The following is a 22674-nucleotide window of genomic DNA, read 5'->3' as shown; positions in this document are numbered from 1 at the left end:
TCATCCCCATAAATTTCTAATATTATCTTCATTGTATGGCATAATGCTCTATCATTGATAGCAAGACTACCATCCACAAAATTGCTAATTGCATGAAATAAAAAAGACGCATTTAAATAGATGCGTCTTTTGGCGATGTTTCTTTTGTGAAATCATATAAAGCAATTGCGCCTAAAATAACCAATATACTTTCAGGGGCATCTAACAAAATAGTTTTCCAAGTTTCTGATATTACCCATTTAATACCTGCCGCTGATTCAAGATATGCTTGAAAATAACCGATTGTAAAATCAATTACAAATAAACATACAAGTAATGTTAGACCGAATCGAATTAATTTCTTATTTTTAAACATGTAACACCTCTCAAAATTCATTGGATATTTCTAATTTTAGTTCATTACATATAAAAATCTCTATATTTAATTTTAACATACAAAAATTCCAAATAAATACAATATGCATATTTGCATATTTCGTGTATATTGAGGAATTACTGTTAATAAAAAAGCCCTACTAGTAACCTCATAAAAATGGAATCATTTGGACCATTATATAACCAATTCCTGAATGCAAAATAAAGGAGAAACCTTGTTTACAGGCTTCTTCCTCATCTATTCAAATAATCTGCAATTGTTTGAAATACGACGATATACATATTATGAATACTTTCTTCTGTATTTCCGCCATTAGATAAACCAACTGCCCATTGTTGTCCTTCACCACTTCCGATATTTGCAAACCCTTGCGTATACATCGCATTTACATCTTTTCGGGCACTGTTATACTCTATCCCTTTTGTAATAAAAATCGAATATGATTTATCTTGTAAACCGATAAAAAATACTGGTTTCTTTAGTGATGAAAATACATTTTTATATTGCTCTGTTGAGGCTTCTTGAAAGTGATCTTTCATTATTAGAAAACCATCTACTTCCTTAGATTTCTTTTCCAGTTCCTCTAACTTTATTTCCTCAAACTTTACATTCCTAAACGTATCTTTCGGTTTTTCTCCAACAACTCCAATTACGAGTGCTCTTCCGTTATATTCTAATTTCTCTCCTTCTTTATCCTTTGCACACCCAGCACCGACTAGGCATATGAATATAAAAACTAAGAAATACGATAAACGCTTCATTCAGCACCCTCCCCTTCTTTTCAGTCAAGTGACAAAAACGTAAGGTTCATTCAAGAAAATGTAAGCAAAATCGATAGCCCAAATTACGTTTCTATATTATAATCAATTGAATTTACTTACATTACTAAACATAGGAGATTATCATGAAGAAATTTAAACTTTCATCTTTTCTTCCGTTAAGTTATATACTTCTACTCGTACTCGTAAGTCCCCTTTACGATGTATTAAATAAATCGACTGTACACGCAGTAGATGTCACAACTGTAGTAGATGATTGGATTCCATTTGTGAAAGCATTTATTATTCCTTATTTAATTTGGTTTCCTTACTTATACGGCGCACTTATTTATTACTGCTTTGCAGATCGAAAACAATATTATGTCACTTTAAGTAGTATCATTCTTGGAAAACTTGCTTGTTTTTCTATTTATTATTTTTGGCAAACAACTGTACCACGTCCAACCGTCGTTGGAACAGACGTATTTTCCGAACTAGTCCGCTATATTTATAGTATCGATCAACCGGTGAACTGTTTCCCTAGCATTCACGTTCTTACTACCTTTATCATTATGTTAGCTGCCTTTAGACGTAGAGAACAACATGCTTTTGAATATTACATTCTTACCTTCTTCGGTACGCTTATTATTTTATCAACGCTATTTACGAAGCAACACGCATTTGTAGACGCCATTTCTGGAATGACGCTTGCAAGCATACTCTACTTCGGCGTTCAGCTTTTATTAGCAAAAGAAACCGTACGTGTTCCAGTAAAACAAAATCATAAAATGTAAAAAGCAGACTGTGGCTTCTCAGTCTGCTTTTCTCTATATAAAAGGAGATTTTCAAGTTAAGATTGCGGTACAGTCATATCACCAGAGTGAATACGACCTGCTTTTTTAAGAGCAATGTAAAGTATATAAGAAACAGCTACTGGAATGACGATATAAGTGATTACCATCGCTGGGACAACTTCCCATCCTTCGCTGGAAATTAAATTAATTGGTGCGATAAGAGAACTTAATCCAAGACCTGCAATTTCTTTTCCTGCTTCCAGTTGGAAAATTAATGCGGATACTGGACCAACTATCGCACTGGCGACGACAGTTGGGACGAGAATCATTGGATTTTTAGTGATATTTGGCAACTGTACTTTCGGAGTACAAAGTGCTTGAGCTAATATGCCACCTAAATTATTTTCTTTCGCTGAGATGACAGAGAATCCGATAAACTGAGCAACGCAGCCTGCAAGAGCAGCACCACCTGCAACACCATCTAAGCTAAGTGCGATCGCTAACGCAGCTGATGAAGCTGGAGAGATAAGTAATAGTCCCCAAACGACTGCAATGACGATAGAAGCGATAAACGGGCTACCAGCTGAACTATCTTTAATGAATGCTCCAACTGCATTTAAAACAGGAGTAATATTATGAGATAACCAAATACCGACTAAACCAGAACCTAATATTGCCGCAAATGGAACGAGCATCATATCTAACGCAGTTTTTCCACTTAAACGTTTACCAATATATACAGCTAAAGTCGCTGTTAATAATGCACCGATTGGCTCACCTGTTTTAATAATTAGACCTGCTTCAGTAATTGAAATGGATCCGGCACCAATCGCTCCAGCTACCATAGCTGAGAAGATTACAAGACCGTTTGCACCGAGCATAAAAGCAATTCCGGCACCAATGGCTGGTGCCATAAGTGATTTTGCAACAACTCCGATTGTAATAAGCAACGGAATATCAACAATTCTTCCTATATTTTCGATTAGTAAACCAATTCCAAGGGATACGAAAATACCTTGTGCGATTCCAGCTGATGCTTTAAATACACGAGACATTATATATTCCTTCATTTGTTTCACCTTCTCCTATAAGTTAGTAGCCAATTGTTTTAATATAATCACGTAAAATGTCGTTTGATTTTGCGAATCGAGATTCTTCATCCTCCGTTAAATTTAGTTCTACAATTTCTCTTATACCATCTCTAGTAATAATAGCTGGCACTCCTGTACAAATATCATATTCACCATACTCACCATCTAAAATAGCTGATACAGCAATGACACGGTGATCATCGTTAAAGATTGAGTTTGCAATATATGCTAGAGAATTTCCGATTCCGTAATAAGTAGTACCTTTTCGTTTATAAATTTCCCATCCGGCTTTCGCAGTCTTCTCAACGATTTCATCTAAATCTATTTCACCAAATCGTTCTTTTTGTTCTTCTAATATTTGCAGAATTGGTTTTCCACCAACAGTTACGTGTGACCAAGCAACCATTTGAGAATCACCATGTTCTCCTAATGAATACCCATGAATACTACGAGGATCTACATGTAACATTTCAGATAAAATTGTTCGTAAGCGAGAAGAATCTAGTGATGTACCAGTACCGATCACATGATTTCTAGGTAATCCAGATAATTTCCACACTTGATATGTAATAATATCAACTGGGTTTGATGCAAGTAAGAAAATACCATCAAATCCACTTTCCATTACGCCGCCAACAACACTTTCCATAATCTTTGCGCTTGCTCCTAAAGTATCTAAGCGACTTTGTCCTGGCTTTGGTGCTGGTCCTGCTGTAATAATAACGATGTCCATATCTTTGCAGTCTTCATAGCTTCCTGCATATACTTTTGTTCTTGTATTTGTAAAGTTAATGCAGTGTGATAAATCCATTGCTTCCCCAACTGCACGTTCATGATTTATATCAATTAATAATAGCTCTTCGCAAATGCCTTGATTGACAATGGAATATGCACAACTTGATCCAACTAATCCAGTACCGATAATTGCAATTTTTCTTGTATGTCTTTTCATAGCAATCTCTCCTAATTGATCATATAATCTATTTCTTTTGTTCCTTACACTCCTAATTATAGAGGTTCCCACGATAGAAACCATGGATACTTTGTGAAATATTGAGCAAAGTTTTTGTCCTTTTTGTGAATTGTTATATTCCATTTTCGTCATATTTGTTACAACTGGAAAAATATTTATTATGTATTTATTGACATATACAAAAAGAAAACGAGCGAATAGATTCGCTCGTTTTCTTTTTCCTGTTATTCCGCACTTAATTGGCTTTTTAATTGCTGTACAATCATCGGATTTGCAGGTGCTGCCGGTTTGTAATAACTCTTTTGCTTTGCATACTCATACATATTACGTTGGCGCATTTCATCTTGATTACGAATTTGGATTAACGTTTGGTGTAACTGTTCATTATCAGACTGAGCAATATAATTTGCATAACTTGTTAAACTTGCATTTAATCCTGCTAAATAATCATTTACCATATCTTTTTCATTCATCTTTCGCTTCCTCCTATCCTAAGAAAGTCATTAATTGTTGTTTCGTATTTCGTGCATCTTGCGCATCTTTTTGTAGCATTTGTTTCAGTTGTGGATCCGTACACGTCTGTGCATACTGCTCCAACTTGTTAATAATTGTTGCGTGTCCACCAATTAAATGACGTAAGTTTTCTACTTCAAGCTCTGTTAAGTTTTGCATAGGATACTCCTACCTTTCTTCTTTCATTCTTCTTTAGTATTCTGTTCTTTTTAAATCGTATTCATGAAAAAGCCTTCTTACATTTCACATCTATTTATAAATACAGAAAAATGTTATAATTACAGAAAAATACAAATTTTCAAAAGGTCACCTTACACTAACGATAGTATCTCAAAACAAATCATAGTAGGTAGGTGTGCTTATGCAAAAATATTTTAAAATTATCTTCTTAATGGTTTATGCAATTCTGTATATAAAATTGTTGATTGATATATTAACTTTAAAGCCATTACTCACTTCTATTCCTTTACATATGTTATTTCTCATTTGTTTTTTATTCATTGCGCTTAACAACTATAAAAACCGTAATACTACATTTTTCTTAGTATTTATTAGTGCAACTCTATTAGTAAGTATTAGTTTCATTAAACGTATTCTTATATAAAGGAGCAATAAAACATGAAAACACATGACTTCCTTACAGAAATCCAGAAGGGCTCTGAGCCTAGTCCATATCAAGATCCTATCATATTCAGTTTCGTTTGCTTTTTCTTAGCCATATACACATTTTTCAAACCTGCAAAATAATATCATTTAACAAAAAAGAGCCTCTAAACCACTAGAGGCTCTTTCTCATCTAATATCTTCTTTTCAAAACTACGATAGTTAAAGCATAAGAACAAAGTACTCCTGCTAATAAAAATGCATTTGCTAATTTATACTGTTCGCCTGTTAACGAATATAGATTCCCGATTAAAAAGATAACTAAAAAATCACTTCTAAGGTTTTTGGTTGCCTCGCTTCTTATTCACTCTCTCATTCCACGTAATCCGTTAATAAACGTTTCCAACAATACATGTAAACTCGTATCCAGATCTAACGGCAAACCAAATCCACCCTGCTGTTCAATCGACGCAAATCCGTGACAAATGCTTCTAAATCCACGTGTCGCATGAAGTGCATTCGCCCCTTCTAAGCCATACTGTTGTAAAACTTGAAGACAAAGCTTTACAATTCCGTCGCCTGCTTTTCTTACTTCTTCATCTCGTAAAAAGGTTGCTTCATATAGTCCAGGATGTTTGCGTACGAATGCTACATACGCTTCTCCTAAAGCATGAATTGCTTCATCCATCCGTTTACCCTCGGCCGCTTCTTCCAGTTTGTTATACAGCTGTTTGATTCCGTAAATACCAAGATGTTTCCGTACATCTTGTAACCCTTTTACATGATTATATAGTGAGGGAGAACGTATCCCTAACCTTTGCGCTAATGAAGCTAACGTTACTTCTTGTATTCCATTTGCATCTGCTATTTCTGCTGCTGTTTCTACAATTTTCGGTAATGTAAGTCCGATTCTCGGTGACATAAATTACCCCTCTTTTCTACTTTCTATATTTCGCTTCGCTTCCTTAATAGCAAGCTCTATAATAGCACCTGGATCCTTTATCATTTTCCCATGTCCTGCCGCAAGTAAGGAAGGCTCATATTCTCTTAACTTCTCTGCACTTTGTAATGATATTTCTTTACTCCACGTTGCCATCGCAGGAAACGGAAACCAAAATTTCATTTGTCCCGAAACAGCCGTACCTCCTCTTGTTTGAAATGCATCCCCAACAATAAGAGCTTTATTTCTTATATCAAGAAACGACATGGAGCCCGGTGTATGTCCCGGTGTCACAATAGCAAGCAGCGATCCAACTCGGTCACCATCTTCTAATAAAATATCAGGTACCGTTTTTATCTTTTTAGGTACACCGCCTTTTATTGGCGTATTTGGTTCATCCTTTTGTAACGTCGTATCTCCTTCTAACAGCTTTGCGTCCCGCTTAGAAATATAGACTGGAACATGAGGAATTACTTCCTTTAATGCGTCTAATGCACCGATGTGATCATCATGCGCATGTGTTAATACAATCTTAGTAATTGGTTTCCCTATTTTCTCAGCCGCCTGCAAGATCCCTTTTGCGCTATATGGTAAAGCAGCATCAATTAAAGTTAAACCATCTTCTTCCTCCACAAAGTAACAATTCACAGGAAACACTCTTGGCAAAAATGACAATTGATATACCGTTTTTTCATGCATCATTCTCATATTCCCATCTCCCTCTTCACGAAAACTAACACTATTAGTTTTATTATACTAATGGTATTAGTTTTATGTCACTAAAAATTTCATTTTTTCAGAAAAAAGAACAGTAGCCGTATAAACGACTACTGTTCTTTAAAGGTATTAAACTGTATAACGCTCATCTTCTAAAATTTTCGCAGCGATTTCACGTTTCTTCGGAATTACGTTAAGTGGTGTGTGGCGAGTTAATTTACGTAATGATGATAACATCATGCGCAGCATGTCGCCGTTTTCAACTGCGATAAGTGTTTCTTTCGCATGTGCTTCAATTTCGTTGAATGCTTCTTGGCAGAATACTTCAGTGTATAACACTTTTTGTTTATTCTTTTCAAGACCAGTTGTTTTAATTGCTTTTTCTGTACGAAGAACAGCTGATTCCATTGCGTATAAGTTGCTTACGATGTCAGCGATATTCACAAGAATTTCTTGCTCTTTATCTAATGCTTTACCGTATTTTTGAGCAGCTAATCCAGCTACCATTAAGCCGATTTTCTTCGCGTTATTTACTAAATATTTTTGAAGTGCTAATGGCTCATCGCCTACTTCTTCTGGCATCATCATCATTAACTCTTCTTGTAATTTTTGTGCTTTTTGAAGAAGTGGTAATTCACCTTTCATCGCTTTACGTAAGAACGTACCTGGTACGATTAGGCGGTTAATTTCATTCGTTCCTTCGAAAATACGGTTAATACGAGAATCACGGTACATTCTTTCAATCTCGTACTCTGCCATAAATCCGTAACCACCGTGAATTTGAACACCTTCATCTACTGTATAGTCTAGTACTTCAGAACCGAATACTTTGTTTAAAGAGCACTCGATTGCATATTCAGCGATAGAAGCTGCTACTGCTTTACCGTCTTTTACTTCTTCTTCAGATAATGTGCTCATTCGGCTTTCGAATAAGCCTACTGTACGATATACAGAGCTTTCAGCTGCATATGTTTTTGCTGCCATATTCGCAAGTTTCTCTTGAATTAATGGGAAACGAGCGATTGGTTGCTTGAACTGTTGACGTTGGTTTGCATATTGTGCTGAAATTTCTACTGCACGTTTCGCAGACCCAACTGTACCAACACCTAATTTATAACGACCAATATTTAAAATGTTGAATGCGATAATATGACCTTTACCGATTTCACCAAGTAAGTTTTCTTTCGGTACTAACGCATCTTCTAAAATTAACGTACGAGTTGACGAACATTTAATACCCATTTTCTTTTCTTCTGGGCTTGTAGATACACCAGCGTAGTCTTTCTCTACGATAAATGCTGAGAAGTGCTCTCCATCAATTTTTGCGTATACGATAAATACGTCAGCGAATGCAGAGTTTGTAATCCACTGTTTTTCACCATTTAATACGTAATGTGTACCTTCTGCATTTAAACGTGCCGTTGTTTTTGCACCTAATGCGTCAGATCCTGAACCTGGCTCTGTTAATGCGTATGCAGCTAATTTTTCACCAGTTGCAAGTAATGGTAAATACTTTTTCTTTTGCTCTTCGTTACCGAATAACACGATTGGTAAAGATCCGATACCTACGTGAGCACCGTGAGTAATTGCAAAACCACCAGCGCGAGAGAATTTCTCTGCGATTAACGCTGAGCTTACTTTATCAAGACCAATTCCGCCGTACTCTTCTGGTACGTCAGCGCCTAATAAACCAAGTTCCCCAGCTTCTTTTAAAAGACGAACAGAACGATCAAACTCATGTTGCTCTAAATATTCAAGCTCTGGAAGAACTTCATTTACGATAAAGTCCTCTGTCGTTTTTGCAATCATTTTATGCTCAGATGAAAAATCTTCTGGCGTAAACACTTGATCAATCGTAATCTCATCTACTAAAAAGCTACCGCCTTTAACCGCACTTCCTACTGTTTTTTCCATGAAAATTTCCTCCTTCATATTTTCATAAGCCGCTTCTCTCATTTTGAAAGAAGCTGGCTCTCCCGTTTATTTTTTATAAACCTTTGTTGCTTCCATTCTTTGCATTGGTGACGTCTCGTTGTGAGCGAGGCAAAGAGCGCCTCTACGTCTGAAGCTCCATCCCCCTCACATTCTGAACGAGCCGCTTCCACTTTTTTTATAGTAATTCAAATACTCCCGCTGCTCCCATTCCGCCGCCGATACACATTGTTACGATACCGAATTGTTCGTTGCGGCGTTTCATTTCGTGAATAAGAGATAGTGTTAGTTTTGCTCCTGTACAGCCAAGTGGATGTCCAAGTGCGATTGCACCGCCGTTTACGTTTACTTTTTCTTCATCTAAACCAAGTTCACGAATAACTTGGATCGATTGTGAAGCGAATGCTTCATTTAGTTCAAATAGGCCGATATCAGATAGCTCTAAGCCAGCTAATTTTAATGCTTTCGGAATTGCTGCGATTGGGCCGATTCCCATTACTTCTGGTGGTACACCCGCTACTGCAAATGAACGGAATTTCGCAAGTGGCTTCATGCCATCGCTCACTGCTTTTTCACGATCCATCAATAGTACAGATGCTGCACCGTCACTCATTTGTGAAGAATTACCAGCTGTTACAGAACCGCGAACGTTAAATGCTGGACGTAATTTACCTAAAATATCTAGCGTCGTTTCAGCTCTTACACCTTCGTCTTGCGTGAAAGTGATTGTTTCTTCTTGCAGTTTGTTATTTGCTCCAACAGTACGTAACGTTACATCTACAGGTACTGTTTCATCAGCAAAGTTTCCTGCAGCTAATGCTTTCGCAGCGCGTTGATGACTTCTTACTGCAAATGCATCTTGCTCTTCACGAGAAATTCCATATTTCACAGCAACTTGCTCTGCTGTATGTCCCATACCCATATAATATTCTGGAGCTGCTTCTACAAGGCGACTATTCGGACGAACAACGTGCCCCATCATGGGAACTAAACTCATTGATTCCGCTCCGCCTGATAATACCGCTTCCGAGTGACCAAGCATAATGCGCTCTGCTCCGTAAGCGATACTTTGTAAACCTGAAGAACAGTAACGGTTAATTGTAATAGCTGGAACATCGTAAGAAAGTCCTGCTAATCCGCCGATATTACGAGCCATATTTAAACCTTGCTCTGCTTCTGGCATCGCACAACCGAAAATTAAATCATCGATTGGCCCTTCATAATTCGCACGCTTTAACGTTTCCTTTACTACTAACGCCCCTAAATCGTCAGGACGAACTGTTTTTAATGAACCCCTCTTTGCTTTTCCAATTGGTGTTCTTGCTCCCGCAACAATGACAGCTTCTCTCATGAACGATATCTCCCCTCGTTATTAGTTACGTAATGGCTTTCCTTTTACAAGCATGTGCTGCATTCTTGCTTGTGATTTCATCTCACTTACTAAGCTAATAAATGCTTCACGTTCTACATCTAATAAATACTGCTCATCAACTTCTGTTCCGTACGGCACTTTTCCGCCTGCGATGACATATGCAAGTTTCTTCGCAATATGAAGGTCGTACTCTGAAATGTAACCAGATAAATGCATTGCTTCTGCACCAAGTGCAAGAGTTGCATATCCTGTTTCACCAACAACCGGTATCTTTTTACGAATCGGTGCTTTATAACCAGCTTCATATAAAGCAAGTGCTTTCTGTTTCGCATCGTATAGTAAGTGATCACCATTCACACTAATACCGTCTTTATCACCTAAGAAGTTATGAGAAACCGCTTCTTGTCCTGAAGTTGAAACTTTCGCCATTGCGACTGTTTCGAACACTTTATTTGCAACTTTTTGTAGATCGAACTCTACGCCATTTGCCATTTTATTTAAGTGTTTAATGTATAGCTCTTTATTACCGCCTCCGCCAGGGATTAAGCCAACACCAACTTCTACTAAGCCCATATACGTTTCACTAGAAGCTTGAATGCTCGCTGCTGGTAAGCAAACTTCTGTACCTCCGCCAAGCGTCATACCATATGGCGCTGCTACAACTGGCTTAGAAGAGTATTTCATTTTCATCATTGCATCTTGGAAGTTTTTCACAACTAACTCAATTTCAAAGTAGTTGTCGTCTTGTGCTTCCATTAAGATCATTGCTAAGTTCGCACCAACGCAGAAGTTCTTCGATTGGTTACCGATAACAAGACCTTTATAATTCTTTTCTACTTCATCAACAGCGTAGTTAATCATTTGCGTAATATCCATGCCGATTGCATTGCTCTTCGAATGGAATTCTAAGCAAAGGATGCCGTCGCCTAAATCGATTAAGCTCGCTCCGCTATTTTTCTTTAATACGCCATTTTTCGCTTTTAATTGTTTAAGAGAAATGGCCTTTTTATTACGCTCGATTAACTTATATTCGCCATTATCGTAATAGTAGCTATCTCCGTTATCATGTTTGTAGAAAGTAGTGAAACCTTTCTCTAACATTTCTTTCACCCAAGCCGGAACAACTACGCCGTTTTCTTCCATCTTTTGAACGGACTTTTCAACGCCGATTGCATCCCAAACTTCAAACGGTCCTTGCTCCCAGCCGAAGCCCCACTTCATCGCTTGGTCAATTGCAACGATATCGTCAGCAATTTCTTTATGAAGTTTTGCAGAGTATAAAAGAGTTGGTGTAATGATGTTCCATAACAACTCTCCTGCGCGGTCTTTCGCGTATACAAGCGCTTTCAATTTATTCGATAAACCTTTTTCTTGTTTACTTAACTCGATCGATGCAGCTTTTAATTTTTTGCGAGCTTCGTACTCCATTGTTTCTGGATTTAATTCTAGAATTTCTTTTCCTTGTTTTAAGAAGAAGCCTTGACCTGTTTTGCTTCCAAGCCATTTTTTATCAAGCATGTCATGCATGAAAGCTGGTACTTTAAATACATCGCGCTCTTCTTCTTGTACGTTTTCATATACGTTATTTGCAACGTGTACAAATGTATCTAAACCGACAACATCTAATGTACGGAACGTTGCGCTCTTCGGACGACCAATAAGTGGGCCTGTTACAGAATCAACTTCCCCAATGCTATAGCCGCGTTTTACCATCTCTTGAAGAGTTACTAATAAACCGTACGTACCGATGCGGTTTCCAATAAAGTTTGGTGTGTCTTTCGCGATAACAACGCCTTTTCCAAGAACGTCTTCGCCAAATAGTTTCATGAAGCTTAATACTTGTGGATCAGTTTCTTTCGTCGGTATTACCTCTAGAAGTTTTAAATATCGTGGTGGGTTAAAAAAGTGTGTGCCTAAGAAGTGTTTCTGGAAGTCGTCTGAACGACCTTCTGCCATTTTTTCAACTGAAATGCCTGACGTATTCGAGCTTACGATAGAACCCGGTTTACGAACAGCATCTACTTTTTCAAATAGTTTCTTTTTAATATCTAAGTTTTCAACTACTACTTCAATAATCCAATCTACATCAGCTAGACGCTCAAGGTCATCTTCTAAGTTACCTGCTTCAATCAGTGCTAAATTTCCTTTCACTGTCAGAGGAGCTGGTTTTTGCTTTAATAGTTTTTGTAGTGCCGTATTACTAAAACGATTTCTCACACTTTTATGTTCTAATGTAAGTCCCTTCGCTTCTTCTTCTTGCGTAAGCGCAGGTGGTACAATATCAAGCAATAATGTCGGAATACCAATATTAGCTAAGTGTGCCGCAATTCCTGAACCCATTACGCCTGAACCTAGAACAGCAGCCTTTTTAATTTGGAACATCCAATTCTCCCCCTATTCTTGAATGAATGCTCATTCAATTTTTCGACATAAGTCGCAATCAATGAGTGAGCCTCTACTAATAAATATATGATACTGTTTAAATTTTCGCAATATATTTATTGATAAAATTTTCTGAAATAAATATTTTTCTTTTATTTGCCCATGCTATATATGTATTTTCTTCACTAAAATACACTTTCCCTTTTTATAATCTGACGAAACTGGAGGAATATATATGGCAAAACTTAAGAAGAACCCTTCAAAGGCTGGAATTAGCGCAGCAAGTGTGACAGGAAACGCTGGACCAACTGATCGAGGCGTGGAAAAAGGACGTCAAGGTAATAACCAACAATATAAGAAGCATAATATGGGCGAAAAATAACGCTATATTTTTGGGCAGAGAACGTGGCATAATGGGTAATGGCTGCTTTTTCTGCCCAATTTATTTGTAACAAATGAGGGAATTATAATGAAACGAACAATAGTTATGATTGTAATGATTGCCACACTATTTACAGGGATGATTTTCTTCTCTTACGCACAAAGACAACAAGCTGTAAGAGCCGATCAACCTAGCATCACTGGGCAATACGGGATTACAATCGATGCAGACACAGGTGAAATTTTGTATGGCAAACGAGAAGACGAACGCTCTTATCCGGCTAGTATAGCCAAAATGATGACAACGCTTCTTTTACTAGAGAATGTAAAAGAGGATGAGGAAATTACAGTTACAGAAAACGCAATTAAAACAGAAAGTCAAAGTAAGAAAATTAAACTTCGTGCTGGGGAAAAGTTAAAACGTGATGAGGCATTAAAACTGATGCTTATCATTAGTGCAGATCCAATAGCTGAATCCATCGCAGAACATATCGCAGGATCAAAAAATGAATTTGTAAAAATGATGAATGCTAGAGCGAAGGAACTTGGTACAAAGCATGCGACTTTCAAAAACGCAAGTGGTGCTGATGCACTAGGAAACAAAGTATCACCATATGACATTGCTATAATTACGAAAGAAGCATTAAAGTACCCAGTTGTTTTAGAATATATGAATTCAACGCGTACAACTCTACATACTTCAGAACGCTCTCCAAAGATTGCAAACTATGGACGAGAAGAACTATATGACGATCCATATGCAATTGGAAGTAAAAGCGGTCTATCAGCACTCGGAAAATATACAGTCGTAACAGTGGATGAGAAAGACGGTAAACGCGTCATTAATGTTGTATTATCTTCTACTCGCAAGCAACTGTATCCTGATACGAAGAAAATGGCACATTACGCATTTCAGCAATTAAAATAACCAAGGAGTATTTTCTCCTTGGTTATTTTTTAACCATACCTTTTAATACGAACGCAACGTTTGCTGGACGCTCTGCTAGACGACGCATGAAGTAGCCATACCAGTCGTTTCCATAAGGTACGTAAACACGCATTTTGTAACCTTCTTTTACTAGCTCAAGTTGACGCTCATTGCGAATACCATATAACATCTGGAATTCAAATTGATCCCTTGGAATGTTGTGTTCTTCGGCAAGTTTTTTCGTATATTCAATAATCGCTTCGTCATGTGAAGCAATTGCAGTATAATTTCCATTTAATAAGTGCATTTTAATAATCTTTTTATAATTTTCATCTACATCTTTCTTGTCTGGGAATGCCACTTCTTCAGGTTCTTTATAAGCCCCTTTTACAAGACGTAAATTAGGATTATAAGCATTTAAATCCTCAATATCTTTTTCTGTACGATATAGGTAAGCTTGAATAACAGTACCGATATTATCGTACTCAGATTTTAATTGTTTAAAGATATCGATTGTCTTTCCGCAACGTGTATAATCTTCCATATCAATTGTAACGAATACACCATTTTCTTTTGCAGCTTCTAAAATGCGGCGCATATTGTTCATTACAATTTCATCAGAGATATCTAATCCCATAGAAGTCATCTTTAAAGAAAGTTGCGAATCCAAACCTTCTCTTCCAATAGCACGGATTGCTTCAATCGATTGGTTAGCCATTTCATTTGCTTCCGCTTCATTATCAACGAACTCCCCTAAATAATCGATTGTTACACAAAGTCCTTGCTTGTTTAATTGTTTAATAGCTGCTGTCGCTAATTCAATTGTCTCCCCTGCGACAAAGCGACCTGCACCAAAGCGTAAACCGTACTTTTTAGCCAGTTTTGTTAGCGCTTTATTTTTAGATAAGAAAAGAAACGAATTTCGCATTAATTGTTCCATGTAATTCACCCCTATGACTTAATTTATCTGTTTTTTACCCCTCTTCAAAATTATATCATTGTTTAAAATTATTGGATACAAATAATTATTTAGATAATTTATAAAATACTATAAAAACATTTAAAACCCTATATTCTCGCTTATAAATATGCCTGAAATATTTTTCGACATTTAGAAAAATAGAGTTTAATAGGCACAAAATAAGCATGCCGAAAATATTCGACATGCTTATAAAATCCTTTATATTCCATGTAAATTATATGAGGATATTAATGTGAAAAACATATACACTTCACATTCATCAATCATCGTGACTTTGAATATCTCCTTAAAAATAGTTTAATGACTAGCTCTTACAATTAAATATACCCTTTACATTAAAACCAAACTTCTATGTAGATTAAGATTCATTTTATATTTTGCATATAGAGGATATTGGTTAGTATTTTGGCCCCATCATCATAAACTGATTGGCAAAACTGTCTACACTTCTTCTATACCTTGCTAAATCCCCTTCTATATTTTGAAATTGATTAAGTACATACATTAATTTGTCTTCAGTTTCATTTAATCTTCTTTCAATTTCATTTGCTGTATTCCCTTTCCAATTATGAGCTAATAATGTTTTGATAGAGTATAGTTTAACTTTATGATTTTCTAAATCTGATAAACACCTAGCTAATTGATTAGTTGCCCCTTGTACATCTAAAGAATGTTGAATAACATCATAGTTTTTCATATTACTTCCCCCTATTTACCTTTCATTATCCACTCGTTCAAATTCATTTGCCTTTTGATAAATAAAATCTGATGTGGAACGTAGAGATTCCATATAGTTTCTTTGAAATTGATTTACAGCATACGTAATTGTAGGAATTAAATTTCCATCTACACTAGCTGGTGATTGCTGTAATACTTGTATAACCTTTGAACTGGCTTCTACAATTTGTTCGTTAATATGATCTATTTCACGTTTTAAATCCGTTGTAATTGCTTGAATATCCTCAACTTTCAGATGAATTTCTGTATTTTTCGCTTGACGAATAACGCCATGAGGTTCGGATACTAACATCGGGCTTCCATCGGAATGGAACATCCCTTGAAACGTATCCATAGGATGTTCTGCCATAAGTAAAAGACCTAACACACCATGAGAAGTTCCATTACTTTTTACGATATATTGTTTACCAATCGGATTTGCACCAAATTGTTCAAAATTCCCTACAGCATCTTTTTCATGTGTATAATCAACAGCCTTATGATCCATTACACCTTCATCTACACGTTTTTTTGCTTCATCACTTAACAAGCGGTAAATATTAGGGGCAGCATACGTTGTCGCATAAAAGTTTCGTTCAGCAGCAACAAAATCAGCTTCTGCAGCTCCTTTGCTATGTCCAGTCGTGTGAACAGAGATTGGTTTATAGGTTTTGTTAACCCTGTCTACAAATTCTAACGAACTATCAAAAGAAGTCGGGAGTTTTTAAATATCTCCGCCAACAGCTCCCCAGTTATCTTTCATTCCCATTGTGATTTGGAAAGTATCCGTAGATAAATCGCCATCAAACTTTCCAAATTCCGTTCCACGAAAAGAATAAATAATATTATCATATTGCGTTTTATCTGGTTCATAATCCTTGGCAGGTACAACAGCAATAGCTTGCAGGCCATTTTTTGCTTCGGTTTGATTGGTATCGACGGATTCAATCACTACCCATCTTTTCCCTCCACTACCTTTTATTTCAGTACCCTTTTGCAAAACGTCACCATAAACTTGATCTGCTAATTCAAAATAATCTTGATCTGTCGCAATAGGATTTTTTTGAAATTCAGTCATCTTTCACCAATCGTTTCATGATATATTTTAATTATATTTTAATGCAAGGAGATTCCAAATGAAAAAGAAATTGGTAATTACATTAACCATTATTTGTATTATAGCAGGAGGATATATTGCGATGAAATATGTAGAGAAGAAAAAACAAGAAGAGCTGTTTTGGAAGAAACAAGAAGCACGAGTGGAAAAGTACATTCGTTATAATGTAAAGGATGTGAAATCTATTACATTTACAAAAAGGGAAATAACCCCTATGGGCATTCCACATATAAATGGATATATAAACCAAGATGACAAATTATGGTTTATAGCTAGCGTCAGTACTACAAAAGATTTTGAGGAACAGCTTACACGTTCTGGAGAACTGGGAAAACTTATAAAAGATCCTGAAAAATCTGTATCCGAAATAGAAAAAGAAGAAAAAAGATAGAGCATGAATTCAAATCAGCATTCTTCCAAGAACATACGAAATAGCTGATTAAAAAATTGAAGAATGCATTTAATTTTATAATGAGGAATCGATCAAAAAATGCACAACCTTTCTCAATATTGTATTGAGAAAGGTTGTGCATTTTATTCTTTTTATCCTTCATTTCTCTTCTCTTCATTCAGCCTTTTAATATGTGTAATTAACTGCACCATCTCTTCTTTCGCATCGGGATACGTCTCATTCCAGTGCTTCACTAAAGCTGGCATCGTCTTCGCTATGTAAGAATACAGTGCCCACTTCTGTACCTGTTCTTTTCTCTCTTCATTGCTCTCTCCAAGTAATAGTTCCGTGTATTTCTCTAACAACCCGTCAAACTGTTCGTTAAACTTTTCGCTCATCTTATTACCTCCTATATGAAAAAAGCAGCGAAAATCGCTGCTTTTCTTTATAATTTTGATCGAACAGAGTTTAATTTCTTCTCCATTGTGCTTACTTTATCACGACGATCATCGATACGAATTGTTGTTGCAACGCGCTGTGCACCTTTCGTATATGGAACTTCATGCATTTGTTGAATAACTTCTAGAATGACAGGAAGATCTCCTTCAATAATTGTATTCATTGGTGTTAATTGATACTTCACGCGATCTGCATTTTTCTCTAGCACCTTTTGTACTTCTGCTACATATTCACTAACACTTGGATTACCTGTTCCTACTGGAATAATCGATACGTCAACAATTGCCATAGTAGTCTTCCTCCTATAATTGCTTCTTATATATCCATTATCTATTTTACCGAAATACGCATCATTTTACTAATTTGTTATTCCTCTATTTTAAATTGCTCAACCAATCTTTCCAAGTCTCTCATATGCTCCGTCAAGCTTTCCATCGTATGAGCTACCTTTTCTAGATGATTCACTTGTGATTCAGTTGCAGCATTTACTTCTTCCGAAACAGCTGCGCTTTCTTGACTCGTACCAGCAATTGTATGCATGACCGCTGTAATTTCTCCTTGTTCATGACCAATGTTATGTACCTCTTCTACAATTTGTTCCACTGAAGTACTGATGGTATTAACAACTGACATAATTGTGCGGAACTCCGCCTCTGCTTCTGTCGTAACATTATTTTGTATATCCGCAATATCTTTTAATTTACTTACAACTTCTACAACTCGTCTTACCTCTACTTGTACATCACCAATCATCGTCGCAATTTCTACTGTCGCTTCTTTTGATTGTTCCGCTAATTTTCGAACCTCTTCCGCAACAACAGCAAAGCCTTTACCTTGTTCACCCGCACGTGCCGCCTCGATTGAAGCATTTAAAGCAAGTAAATTCGTTTGATCCGAAATACCTTTTATAAGCTCTACAACATTTTGAATCGATCCAACTCTTTGCTCTAACTTTCCAGATGCTTCCTCTGTATGAACGACAATTGAAGAGGATTGTTCTCTCGTACGAACTAAATTTCGCATCGTATTTAATCCTTGCTTAGATGCCTCTTCTGCTTTACCAGCTACTCCTTTTATTTCACCAACAGAGTTATTCATTTGTTCCACTGACTGCGCCATATTCTCGAGCTGCTCTGAAACTTCATCTACACTATTAGCGAGCGTAGAAGCTCCTCCGCTCACGTCATCCATTGCACCTGACACTTCTTTACTAGCTGCTACAGTTTCATTCGTTAAATAATGTAGATTATTCGTTGATTGTTGCACGGTTGATACACTATTTTTAATTTTGCTTACCATTTCATTCATTTGTTCAACCATATGATTAAAATGGTTCGTCAGTTCTCCAACTTCATCCTTACTTGTCACTTTCATTTGCAATGTTAAATCACCTTCTGCTACTTTTTGAACGTGATTCGTTAATAATTGCAGTGGTCTTGCTAATCTTCGTGAAAACAAGTATGAAGCTACGATTCCAACGAATAAGCTAATACATGCCATTATAATGACTGTATTTCTCGTACTATGTAATAGCCCATCAATTGTTTCTTTCGGATAAAAAATTCCTATCTTCCATTTCATCAAATCAAATGACTGACTATATGCAACTACCTCTTCACCTTTTAATGTAGTGACAGCATATTTTGTTACATCTTTATTTAAACTCTGCACAAGTGGCTCTTTCGAAACATCTTTCCCTATCTTTTCCGGGTAAACAAGAGCCATATTTTTATCATTTATAATAAACATTTCTCCGCCGTTATTGTATTGAATATTATGAAGTAATTTCTGAATTGTTCCGAGCGATACATCCATCGCCACAACACCTAATACAGATCCATCGTGAGCTGTAATTGCTTTAGAAACTCCCACGCTTAACTTACCTGTTGCAATTTCATACATAGGTTGTCCCCAGTGAACCGTTTTCACATCAGCTTCTGAGTCTTTATACCAAGGTCTTGTCGTTGGATCATACCCCTCTGGCACTTTTCCACCTTCAGCAAGATTGGCACTTAATGTTTTTTTATCTTTCGTACCAATATATAAGTCTAAAATGCCTGGATGATTCTTTTTATACTCCGAAAACTCTTTCGTTAAAAATGCTTCCTCTTCTGGAGTAACTCCGTCTTGAAGCATATTACGAATCATCTCACTGTTCGCATAATACCCCATATCTTCATCCGTTCTTTGAACAAATGTCGTCAGTTGCTCTGTCACAAGATCCATCGTATTTTGAGAATACTGGTCTAAGGAGCGCACTTCCTTCTCTTTCTGTAATTCATACATAGCTGTACCTAATATTACGAACATCATAGAAATAAGTACCGAAAATACTACCGCAATTTTTAAACGTAAACTTCTTAACATCTTCCCCCAAGCATCCCGATACGATAAACTTAACTAAATCTATACAATTCAATCAAATTTACACGAGTTAGTGCTTCATCGTGTTCTCGCAACCCCGAAGGGACGAGGGGTATAACACTCCACACGAGGCAGTATCGTTACCTCCTATTATCAAGCATTTATTTTACCCATCTTGATAAATTTATCGCAGCATTTACATCCCTATCGTGATGGCTATTGCATGAAACACAACACCACTCACGTATTTTTAAACTCCATTGTCCTTCTGGTTGAACTGAATGGTCGTATTTTATGCCGCAACATGAACAAATCTTGCTTGAGGCGAACCATTTATCAGCTTTTTCATACGCAATGCCGTACTTCTCGCACTTGTATGATAAACATTGAAAGAAGAAGTTTAATTTTTGAAAGGAAAGTGCCTTCGATAGTTTTTTGTTTTTTAACAGGTTCGAAATAGATAAGTCTTCCACAACAATCCTCATTGGTTTGGTTTTCACCAATTTAGCTGTTGCTTGATGGATATGGTTATTTCGGATATTCATAATTTTCCTAGATAACCGCAGGTGCTCCGCTTTCGCTTTTTCATATCCAGCAGATTGAATTTTCACACCTTTTTTAAATCTCCTAGACATATCTCTTTGTGCTGACTTTTTCCTTTTCAAAAGCTTTTTAACCTTGGCATCTTTGTTTATATTTCGTTCTTTCATACCATTAGAAGCTACAAACAACTCTTTTAACCCAACATCCACACCAATCGACTCATTCGTTAGTTCTTGTGATTCAAAGTCTTCTTGGAATCCTACACTAATCCACCAGTGACGACCATCAAAGGTAACTCTTGGATTGGATGGTTTTTTGTTTCTTGGTAGTTGTTGGCTTGTTTTCACTTCTCCAATAGACTGAATATGAACGACTTTCTTTCCTATAATCAGTCTTTCATAATTGGCATAAAATCCTTGGATTACATCTTTTTTGGATTTATAAGAAGTGTGAGAACCATTTTTGTACTTTTTGAACGAATGTTTTCTCGCCGTATCAAAATCTTTTGAAGCCTGTTTGGGAACTTGTGCATTAATGTCTTTTAACCACTCATATCTCTTTCGCTTCTTGATCTTTGTAAATCGTTTCTGTAAAGCTAACTGTGAAACAGATTTTCCAAATAGCTTATAGTATCTATCACTCATTCTTTTACAATAGTTATAAGCAAATCTTGCAGCACCAGCATGATTTCTAAGCACTTTCTCTTGTTCAGGCGTTGGAATCAGTCTGACTTTCTTCGCTAATATCATCAGAATGTAACTCCTTTAATGAAAGATTTGTTCTTCTGAATCGTAGCGTGTTCCACCAGCATTCTCCTTAGACTACTCGGATGCAAACCTGTTAATTCTGATACTTGACTAACTCGTGAAAATTTCATTATTATTCTCACCTCATTAAACCTAACATAGCACGTATGTTCGATACTTTCAATGAAGTTTGATAGATTTAATTAAATGTATCTTGTTCAACTAAGGGCGCAATTCCTTAGCCAGTTCTCTTATGAACTTCTCATGTTTTCACATGAGCGCAGACTATATGTTTATCTACTTAAAGATAGAGGATTTTTCCACCACCATAGGCTTGTGATGTACTCTCGTCAGTTATACGAGATAGTCGTTGAACGTTCACCTTATCCATTTTGACTTAGATGATTCGAGGCGGAAGACCCATTGTTCTAGTGTTTAGGATTTAACCTTGCACCATCTGATTGATTTTTTCTGCTTTCGCGACATTCACGCTCGCTATTTCTAGCCACGTTGTAGTTCAATCAGCTTTAGGGATTGCCCGCAGTTAACCCTCACTACTAGCCAATCACTTGACTAGCAGGGCTTACTGATATATTTAATTAACTTTCGTTATAATTGGTTAAATAAATCGTAACAGTTAATTACCCTTCTTGTTGTATTGTAATCATATTAATCATTATATTAAGTATAATAGATAAAATTAAAAAATTGAAATTAATTCTCACCTTAATACAATTAGAAAACTGACTACCACTTGTGCAAAAACAAATAGTTCATTATCCTTAAACTATAATCTCATTCGTTCGGAGGGAACTATGTTACAAAAATTCGGTTTCTCACAATATGAAAGCCAAGCTTACGAAGTTGTCGTATCAAGCAACGAACCATTAGATGCTACAACGATTGTGAAGCATTCTGGCGTGCCAAAAGCAAAAATATATGAAGTGCTTGCACGTCTAATCGATAAAGGAATGGTAATGGATTCTGTTTCGGAGAAGAAAAAGATGTATACAGCATTACCACTCAAGCTAGCAATTGAAAAATTAACGACAGAATTTCAATCCAATATTAAAGAATTAGAGACAACTATATCGAAAAAATCATTTACAGATGATCGTGTATGGAGCTTAAAAATGCAATCTTCTATTCGCGTTCAAAGTAAAGAGCTCATCGAAAGTGCAAAAGAATCAATTCGCATTTCAGCTTGGAACGATACCCTTTTAGAATATCTTCCGTTATTAGAAGAAAAAGCAAAACAAGGCGTCAAAACCGAAGCCCTTATAGTTGGAAAAGTAAAAACAGACTTAGAAAACATGCATTTTCTAATCCCAGCCGAAGAGCCTAACGCGCTAGAGCGATACTTACTGCTCATCGTTGACGACCGTGAAATTTTATTTGCTGGTGTAGAGCAAGAGTCATGGCAAGCGATGAAAACAATGTCACAACCTTTCGTAAAGTTCTTTACAGAATTTTTCTACCATGACGTTGCACTTGCAAAGATTACCCAGAAACACCATGATCTCTTTATGGAAGATGAGGAAATTAAGAGTTTGTTGATGAAGTTGAGATACTAAAAAAACGCCTCTATTACAAGG

Annotated in this window: 23 protein-coding genes and 1 pseudogene; 5 read left to right on the top strand and 19 right to left on the bottom strand. The window is 36.5% G+C overall.

All coding sequences use genetic code 11. The features are described from left to right. Positions 1–112 precede the first annotated feature (112 nt). Together PQF83_RS23945 and PQF83_RS23940 are read right to left on the bottom strand one after the other, a co-directional pair. Positions 113–355 (bottom strand): DUF3937 family protein, encoded by a 243-nt coding sequence (locus tag PQF83_RS23945; protein ID WP_000475826.1) that lies wholly within the window; start codon positions 353–355, stop codon positions 113–115. Positions 356–609: 254 nt separating this feature from the next. Beyond that, the gene (locus tag PQF83_RS23940) at positions 610–1137 is read right to left on the bottom strand and encodes a hypothetical protein (RefSeq protein ID WP_000826892.1); all 528 of its coding nucleotides are present in this window, start codon (positions 1135–1137) and stop codon (positions 610–612) included. 143 nt (positions 1138–1280) lie between these two features. Here PQF83_RS23940 and PQF83_RS23935 point away from each other — a divergent pair, with 143 nt between their 5' ends. Further along, positions 1281–1928, top strand: a complete 648-nt coding sequence (locus tag PQF83_RS23935) for a phosphatase PAP2 family protein (RefSeq protein WP_000713754.1) — start codon at positions 1281–1283, stop codon at positions 1926–1928. Between the two features lie 56 nt (positions 1929–1984). Here the strand turns inward: PQF83_RS23935 and PQF83_RS23930 are convergent, their stop codons facing one another. The 9 genes from PQF83_RS23930 to PQF83_RS23890 form a co-directional block, all read right to left on the bottom strand. After that, the gene (locus PQF83_RS23930) at positions 1985–2998 is read right to left on the bottom strand and encodes a PTS transporter subunit IIC (protein WP_000666170.1); all 1014 of its coding nucleotides are present in this window, start codon (positions 2996–2998) and stop codon (positions 1985–1987) included. 22 nt (positions 2999–3020) lie between these two features. Further along, positions 3021–3971 (bottom strand): L-lactate dehydrogenase, encoded by a 951-nt coding sequence (locus tag PQF83_RS23925; RefSeq protein ID WP_000820654.1) that lies wholly within the window; start codon positions 3969–3971, stop codon positions 3021–3023. A gap of 245 nt (positions 3972–4216) precedes the next feature. Next, positions 4217–4465, bottom strand: a complete 249-nt coding sequence (locus PQF83_RS23920) for a spore coat protein (RefSeq protein WP_001002987.1) — start codon at positions 4463–4465, stop codon at positions 4217–4219. Between the two features lie 13 nt (positions 4466–4478). Beyond that, positions 4479–4664, bottom strand: a complete 186-nt coding sequence (locus PQF83_RS23915) for a hypothetical protein (protein WP_001180555.1) — start codon at positions 4662–4664, stop codon at positions 4479–4481. Positions 4665–5472: 808 nt separating this feature from the next. Beyond that, complete coding sequence (locus PQF83_RS23910; RefSeq protein WP_000074906.1) at positions 5473–6030, bottom strand: TetR/AcrR family transcriptional regulator; 558 nt, start codon at positions 6028–6030, stop codon at positions 5473–5475. Between the two features lie 3 nt (positions 6031–6033). After that, positions 6034–6756, bottom strand: coding sequence for an MBL fold metallo-hydrolase (locus PQF83_RS23905; RefSeq protein ID WP_001242587.1), 723 nt, complete (start codon positions 6754–6756; stop codon positions 6034–6036). A gap of 138 nt (positions 6757–6894) precedes the next feature. Then, a complete protein-coding gene (locus PQF83_RS23900) occupies positions 6895–8679 on the bottom strand; it encodes an acyl-CoA dehydrogenase family protein (RefSeq protein ID WP_000416296.1) in 1785 nt (594 codons plus the stop codon). 196 nt (positions 8680–8875) lie between these two features. Further along, positions 8876–10048: an acetyl-CoA C-acetyltransferase gene (locus tag PQF83_RS23895; protein ID WP_001206325.1), complete on the bottom strand. Its 1173-nt coding sequence runs from the start codon at positions 10046–10048 to the stop codon at positions 8876–8878. A gap of 21 nt (positions 10049–10069) precedes the next feature. Beyond that, entirely contained in the window at positions 10070–12451 is a 2382-nt protein-coding gene (locus PQF83_RS23890) for a 3-hydroxyacyl-CoA dehydrogenase/enoyl-CoA hydratase family protein (protein WP_000486396.1), read from the bottom strand. A gap of 235 nt (positions 12452–12686) precedes the next feature. Between PQF83_RS23890 and PQF83_RS23885 the strand changes: the two genes are divergently transcribed. Together PQF83_RS23885 and PQF83_RS23880 are read left to right on the top strand one after the other, a co-directional pair. Beyond that, complete coding sequence (locus PQF83_RS23885) at positions 12687–12833, top strand: YuzL family protein (RefSeq protein WP_001096347.1); 147 nt, start codon at positions 12687–12689, stop codon at positions 12831–12833. An 87-nt stretch (positions 12834–12920) separates the two neighbouring features. Next, complete coding sequence (locus tag PQF83_RS23880; protein ID WP_000831472.1) at positions 12921–13760, top strand: D-alanyl-D-alanine carboxypeptidase family protein; 840 nt, start codon at positions 12921–12923, stop codon at positions 13758–13760. Between the two features lie 22 nt (positions 13761–13782). On the opposite strand, the gene PQF83_RS23875 is transcribed toward PQF83_RS23880, so the two are convergent. The 3 genes and pseudogenes from PQF83_RS23875 to PQF83_RS23865 all read right to left on the bottom strand — a co-directional run bounded on the left by PQF83_RS23875 (position 13783) and on the right by PQF83_RS23865 (position 16537). Next, positions 13783–14700, bottom strand: a complete 918-nt coding sequence (locus PQF83_RS23875) for a proline dehydrogenase family protein (protein ID WP_000436775.1) — start codon at positions 14698–14700, stop codon at positions 13783–13785. A gap of 439 nt (positions 14701–15139) precedes the next feature. Further along, positions 15140–15439: a hypothetical protein gene (locus PQF83_RS23870; RefSeq protein WP_000800688.1), complete on the bottom strand. Its 300-nt coding sequence runs from the start codon at positions 15437–15439 to the stop codon at positions 15140–15142. A gap of 15 nt (positions 15440–15454) precedes the next feature. Further along, positions 15455–16537 (bottom strand): annotated as a pseudogene (locus PQF83_RS23865) (cytoplasmic protein). Between the two features lie 58 nt (positions 16538–16595). Between PQF83_RS23865 and PQF83_RS23860 the strand changes: the two are divergent. Then, positions 16596–16967: a DUF1433 domain-containing protein gene (locus PQF83_RS23860; RefSeq protein WP_000728342.1), complete on the top strand. Its 372-nt coding sequence runs from the start codon at positions 16596–16598 to the stop codon at positions 16965–16967. A gap of 152 nt (positions 16968–17119) precedes the next feature. Here the strand turns inward: PQF83_RS23860 and PQF83_RS23855 are convergent, their stop codons facing one another. The 5 genes from PQF83_RS23855 to PQF83_RS23835 form a co-directional block, all read right to left on the bottom strand. Then, entirely contained in the window at positions 17120–17365 is a 246-nt protein-coding gene (locus tag PQF83_RS23855) for a YusU family protein (protein WP_001290595.1), read from the bottom strand. A 47-nt stretch (positions 17366–17412) separates the two neighbouring features. Continuing rightward, on the bottom strand, positions 17413–17715 hold the full coding sequence (locus PQF83_RS23850; protein ID WP_001018860.1) for an MTH1187 family thiamine-binding protein: 303 nt from the start codon (positions 17713–17715) through the stop codon (positions 17413–17415). A 77-nt stretch (positions 17716–17792) separates the two neighbouring features. Continuing rightward, entirely contained in the window at positions 17793–19793 is a 2001-nt protein-coding gene (locus tag PQF83_RS23845; protein ID WP_048520110.1) for a methyl-accepting chemotaxis protein, read from the bottom strand. A 158-nt stretch (positions 19794–19951) separates the two neighbouring features. After that, the gene (locus tag PQF83_RS23840) at positions 19952–21082 is read right to left on the bottom strand and encodes an RNA-guided endonuclease InsQ/TnpB family protein (RefSeq protein ID WP_000599323.1); all 1131 of its coding nucleotides are present in this window, start codon (positions 21080–21082) and stop codon (positions 19952–19954) included. Further along, positions 21082–21210: a hypothetical protein gene (locus PQF83_RS23835; protein WP_000672785.1), complete on the bottom strand. Its 129-nt coding sequence runs from the start codon at positions 21208–21210 to the stop codon at positions 21082–21084. The genes PQF83_RS23840 and PQF83_RS23835 overlap by 1 nt, the downstream gene beginning before the upstream one ends. 684 nt (positions 21211–21894) lie before the next feature. Between PQF83_RS23835 and PQF83_RS23830 the strand changes: the two genes are divergently transcribed. Further along, positions 21895–22653: a TrmB family transcriptional regulator gene (locus tag PQF83_RS23830; RefSeq protein WP_000939490.1), complete on the top strand. Its 759-nt coding sequence runs from the start codon at positions 21895–21897 to the stop codon at positions 22651–22653. Positions 22654–22674 lie beyond the last annotated feature (21 nt).

Origin of the sequence: Bacillus sp. FF-1, assembly GCF_028548245.1 — a bacterium.
Taxonomy (GTDB): Bacteria; Bacillota; Bacilli; order Bacillales; family Bacillaceae_G; genus Bacillus_A; species Bacillus_A paranthracis.
The sequence above is the reverse complement of the archived record's forward strand: the minus strand, read 5'-3'. Positions and strand labels throughout refer to the sequence as shown.

Coding starts and splice junctions, on each gene's coding strand:
- PQF83_RS23840 (WP_000599323.1), bottom strand. CDS start 21,082: ATGATATTAGCGAAGAAAGTCAGACTGATTCCAACGCCTGAACAAGAG.
- PQF83_RS23845 (WP_048520110.1), bottom strand. CDS start 19,793: ATGTTAAGAAGTTTACGTTTAAAAATTGCGGTAGTATTTTCGGTACTT.
- PQF83_RS23920 (WP_001002987.1), bottom strand. CDS start 4,465: ATGAATGAAAAAGATATGGTAAATGATTATTTAGCAGGATTAAATGCA.
- PQF83_RS23945 (WP_000475826.1), bottom strand. CDS start 355: ATGTTTAAAAATAAGAAATTAATTCGATTCGGTCTAACATTACTTGTA.
- PQF83_RS23915 (WP_001180555.1), bottom strand. CDS start 4,664: ATGCAAAACTTAACAGAGCTTGAAGTAGAAAACTTACGTCATTTAATT.
- PQF83_RS23930 (WP_000666170.1), bottom strand. CDS start 2,998: ATGAAGGAATATATAATGTCTCGTGTATTTAAAGCATCAGCTGGAATC.
- PQF83_RS23830 (WP_000939490.1), top strand. CDS start 21,895: ATGTTACAAAAATTCGGTTTCTCACAATATGAAAGCCAAGCTTACGAA.
- PQF83_RS23940 (WP_000826892.1), bottom strand. CDS start 1,137: ATGAAGCGTTTATCGTATTTCTTAGTTTTTATATTCATATGCCTAGTC.
- PQF83_RS23935 (WP_000713754.1), top strand. CDS start 1,281: ATGAAGAAATTTAAACTTTCATCTTTTCTTCCGTTAAGTTATATACTT.
- PQF83_RS23860 (WP_000728342.1), top strand. CDS start 16,596: ATGAAAAAGAAATTGGTAATTACATTAACCATTATTTGTATTATAGCA.
- PQF83_RS23905 (WP_001242587.1), bottom strand. CDS start 6,756: ATGAGAATGATGCATGAAAAAACGGTATATCAATTGTCATTTTTGCCA.
- PQF83_RS23885 (WP_001096347.1), top strand. CDS start 12,687: ATGGCAAAACTTAAGAAGAACCCTTCAAAGGCTGGAATTAGCGCAGCA.
- PQF83_RS23855 (WP_001290595.1), bottom strand. CDS start 17,365: ATGAGCGAAAAGTTTAACGAACAGTTTGACGGGTTGTTAGAGAAATAC.
- PQF83_RS23875 (WP_000436775.1), bottom strand. CDS start 14,700: ATGGAACAATTAATGCGAAATTCGTTTCTTTTCTTATCTAAAAATAAA.
- PQF83_RS23835 (WP_000672785.1), bottom strand. CDS start 21,210: ATGAAATTTTCACGAGTTAGTCAAGTATCAGAATTAACAGGTTTGCAT.
- PQF83_RS23870 (WP_000800688.1), bottom strand. CDS start 15,439: ATGAAAAACTATGATGTTATTCAACATTCTTTAGATGTACAAGGGGCA.
- PQF83_RS23925 (WP_000820654.1), bottom strand. CDS start 3,971: ATGAAAAGACATACAAGAAAAATTGCAATTATCGGTACTGGATTAGTT.
- PQF83_RS23880 (WP_000831472.1), top strand. CDS start 12,921: ATGAAACGAACAATAGTTATGATTGTAATGATTGCCACACTATTTACA.
- PQF83_RS23850 (WP_001018860.1), bottom strand. CDS start 17,715: ATGGCAATTGTTGACGTATCGATTATTCCAGTAGGAACAGGTAATCCA.
- PQF83_RS23900 (WP_000416296.1), bottom strand. CDS start 8,679: ATGGAAAAAACAGTAGGAAGTGCGGTTAAAGGCGGTAGCTTTTTAGTA.
- PQF83_RS23910 (WP_000074906.1), bottom strand. CDS start 6,030: ATGTCACCGAGAATCGGACTTACATTACCGAAAATTGTAGAAACAGCA.
- PQF83_RS23890 (WP_000486396.1), bottom strand. CDS start 12,451: ATGTTCCAAATTAAAAAGGCTGCTGTTCTAGGTTCAGGCGTAATGGGT.
- PQF83_RS23895 (WP_001206325.1), bottom strand. CDS start 10,048: ATGAGAGAAGCTGTCATTGTTGCGGGAGCAAGAACACCAATTGGAAAA.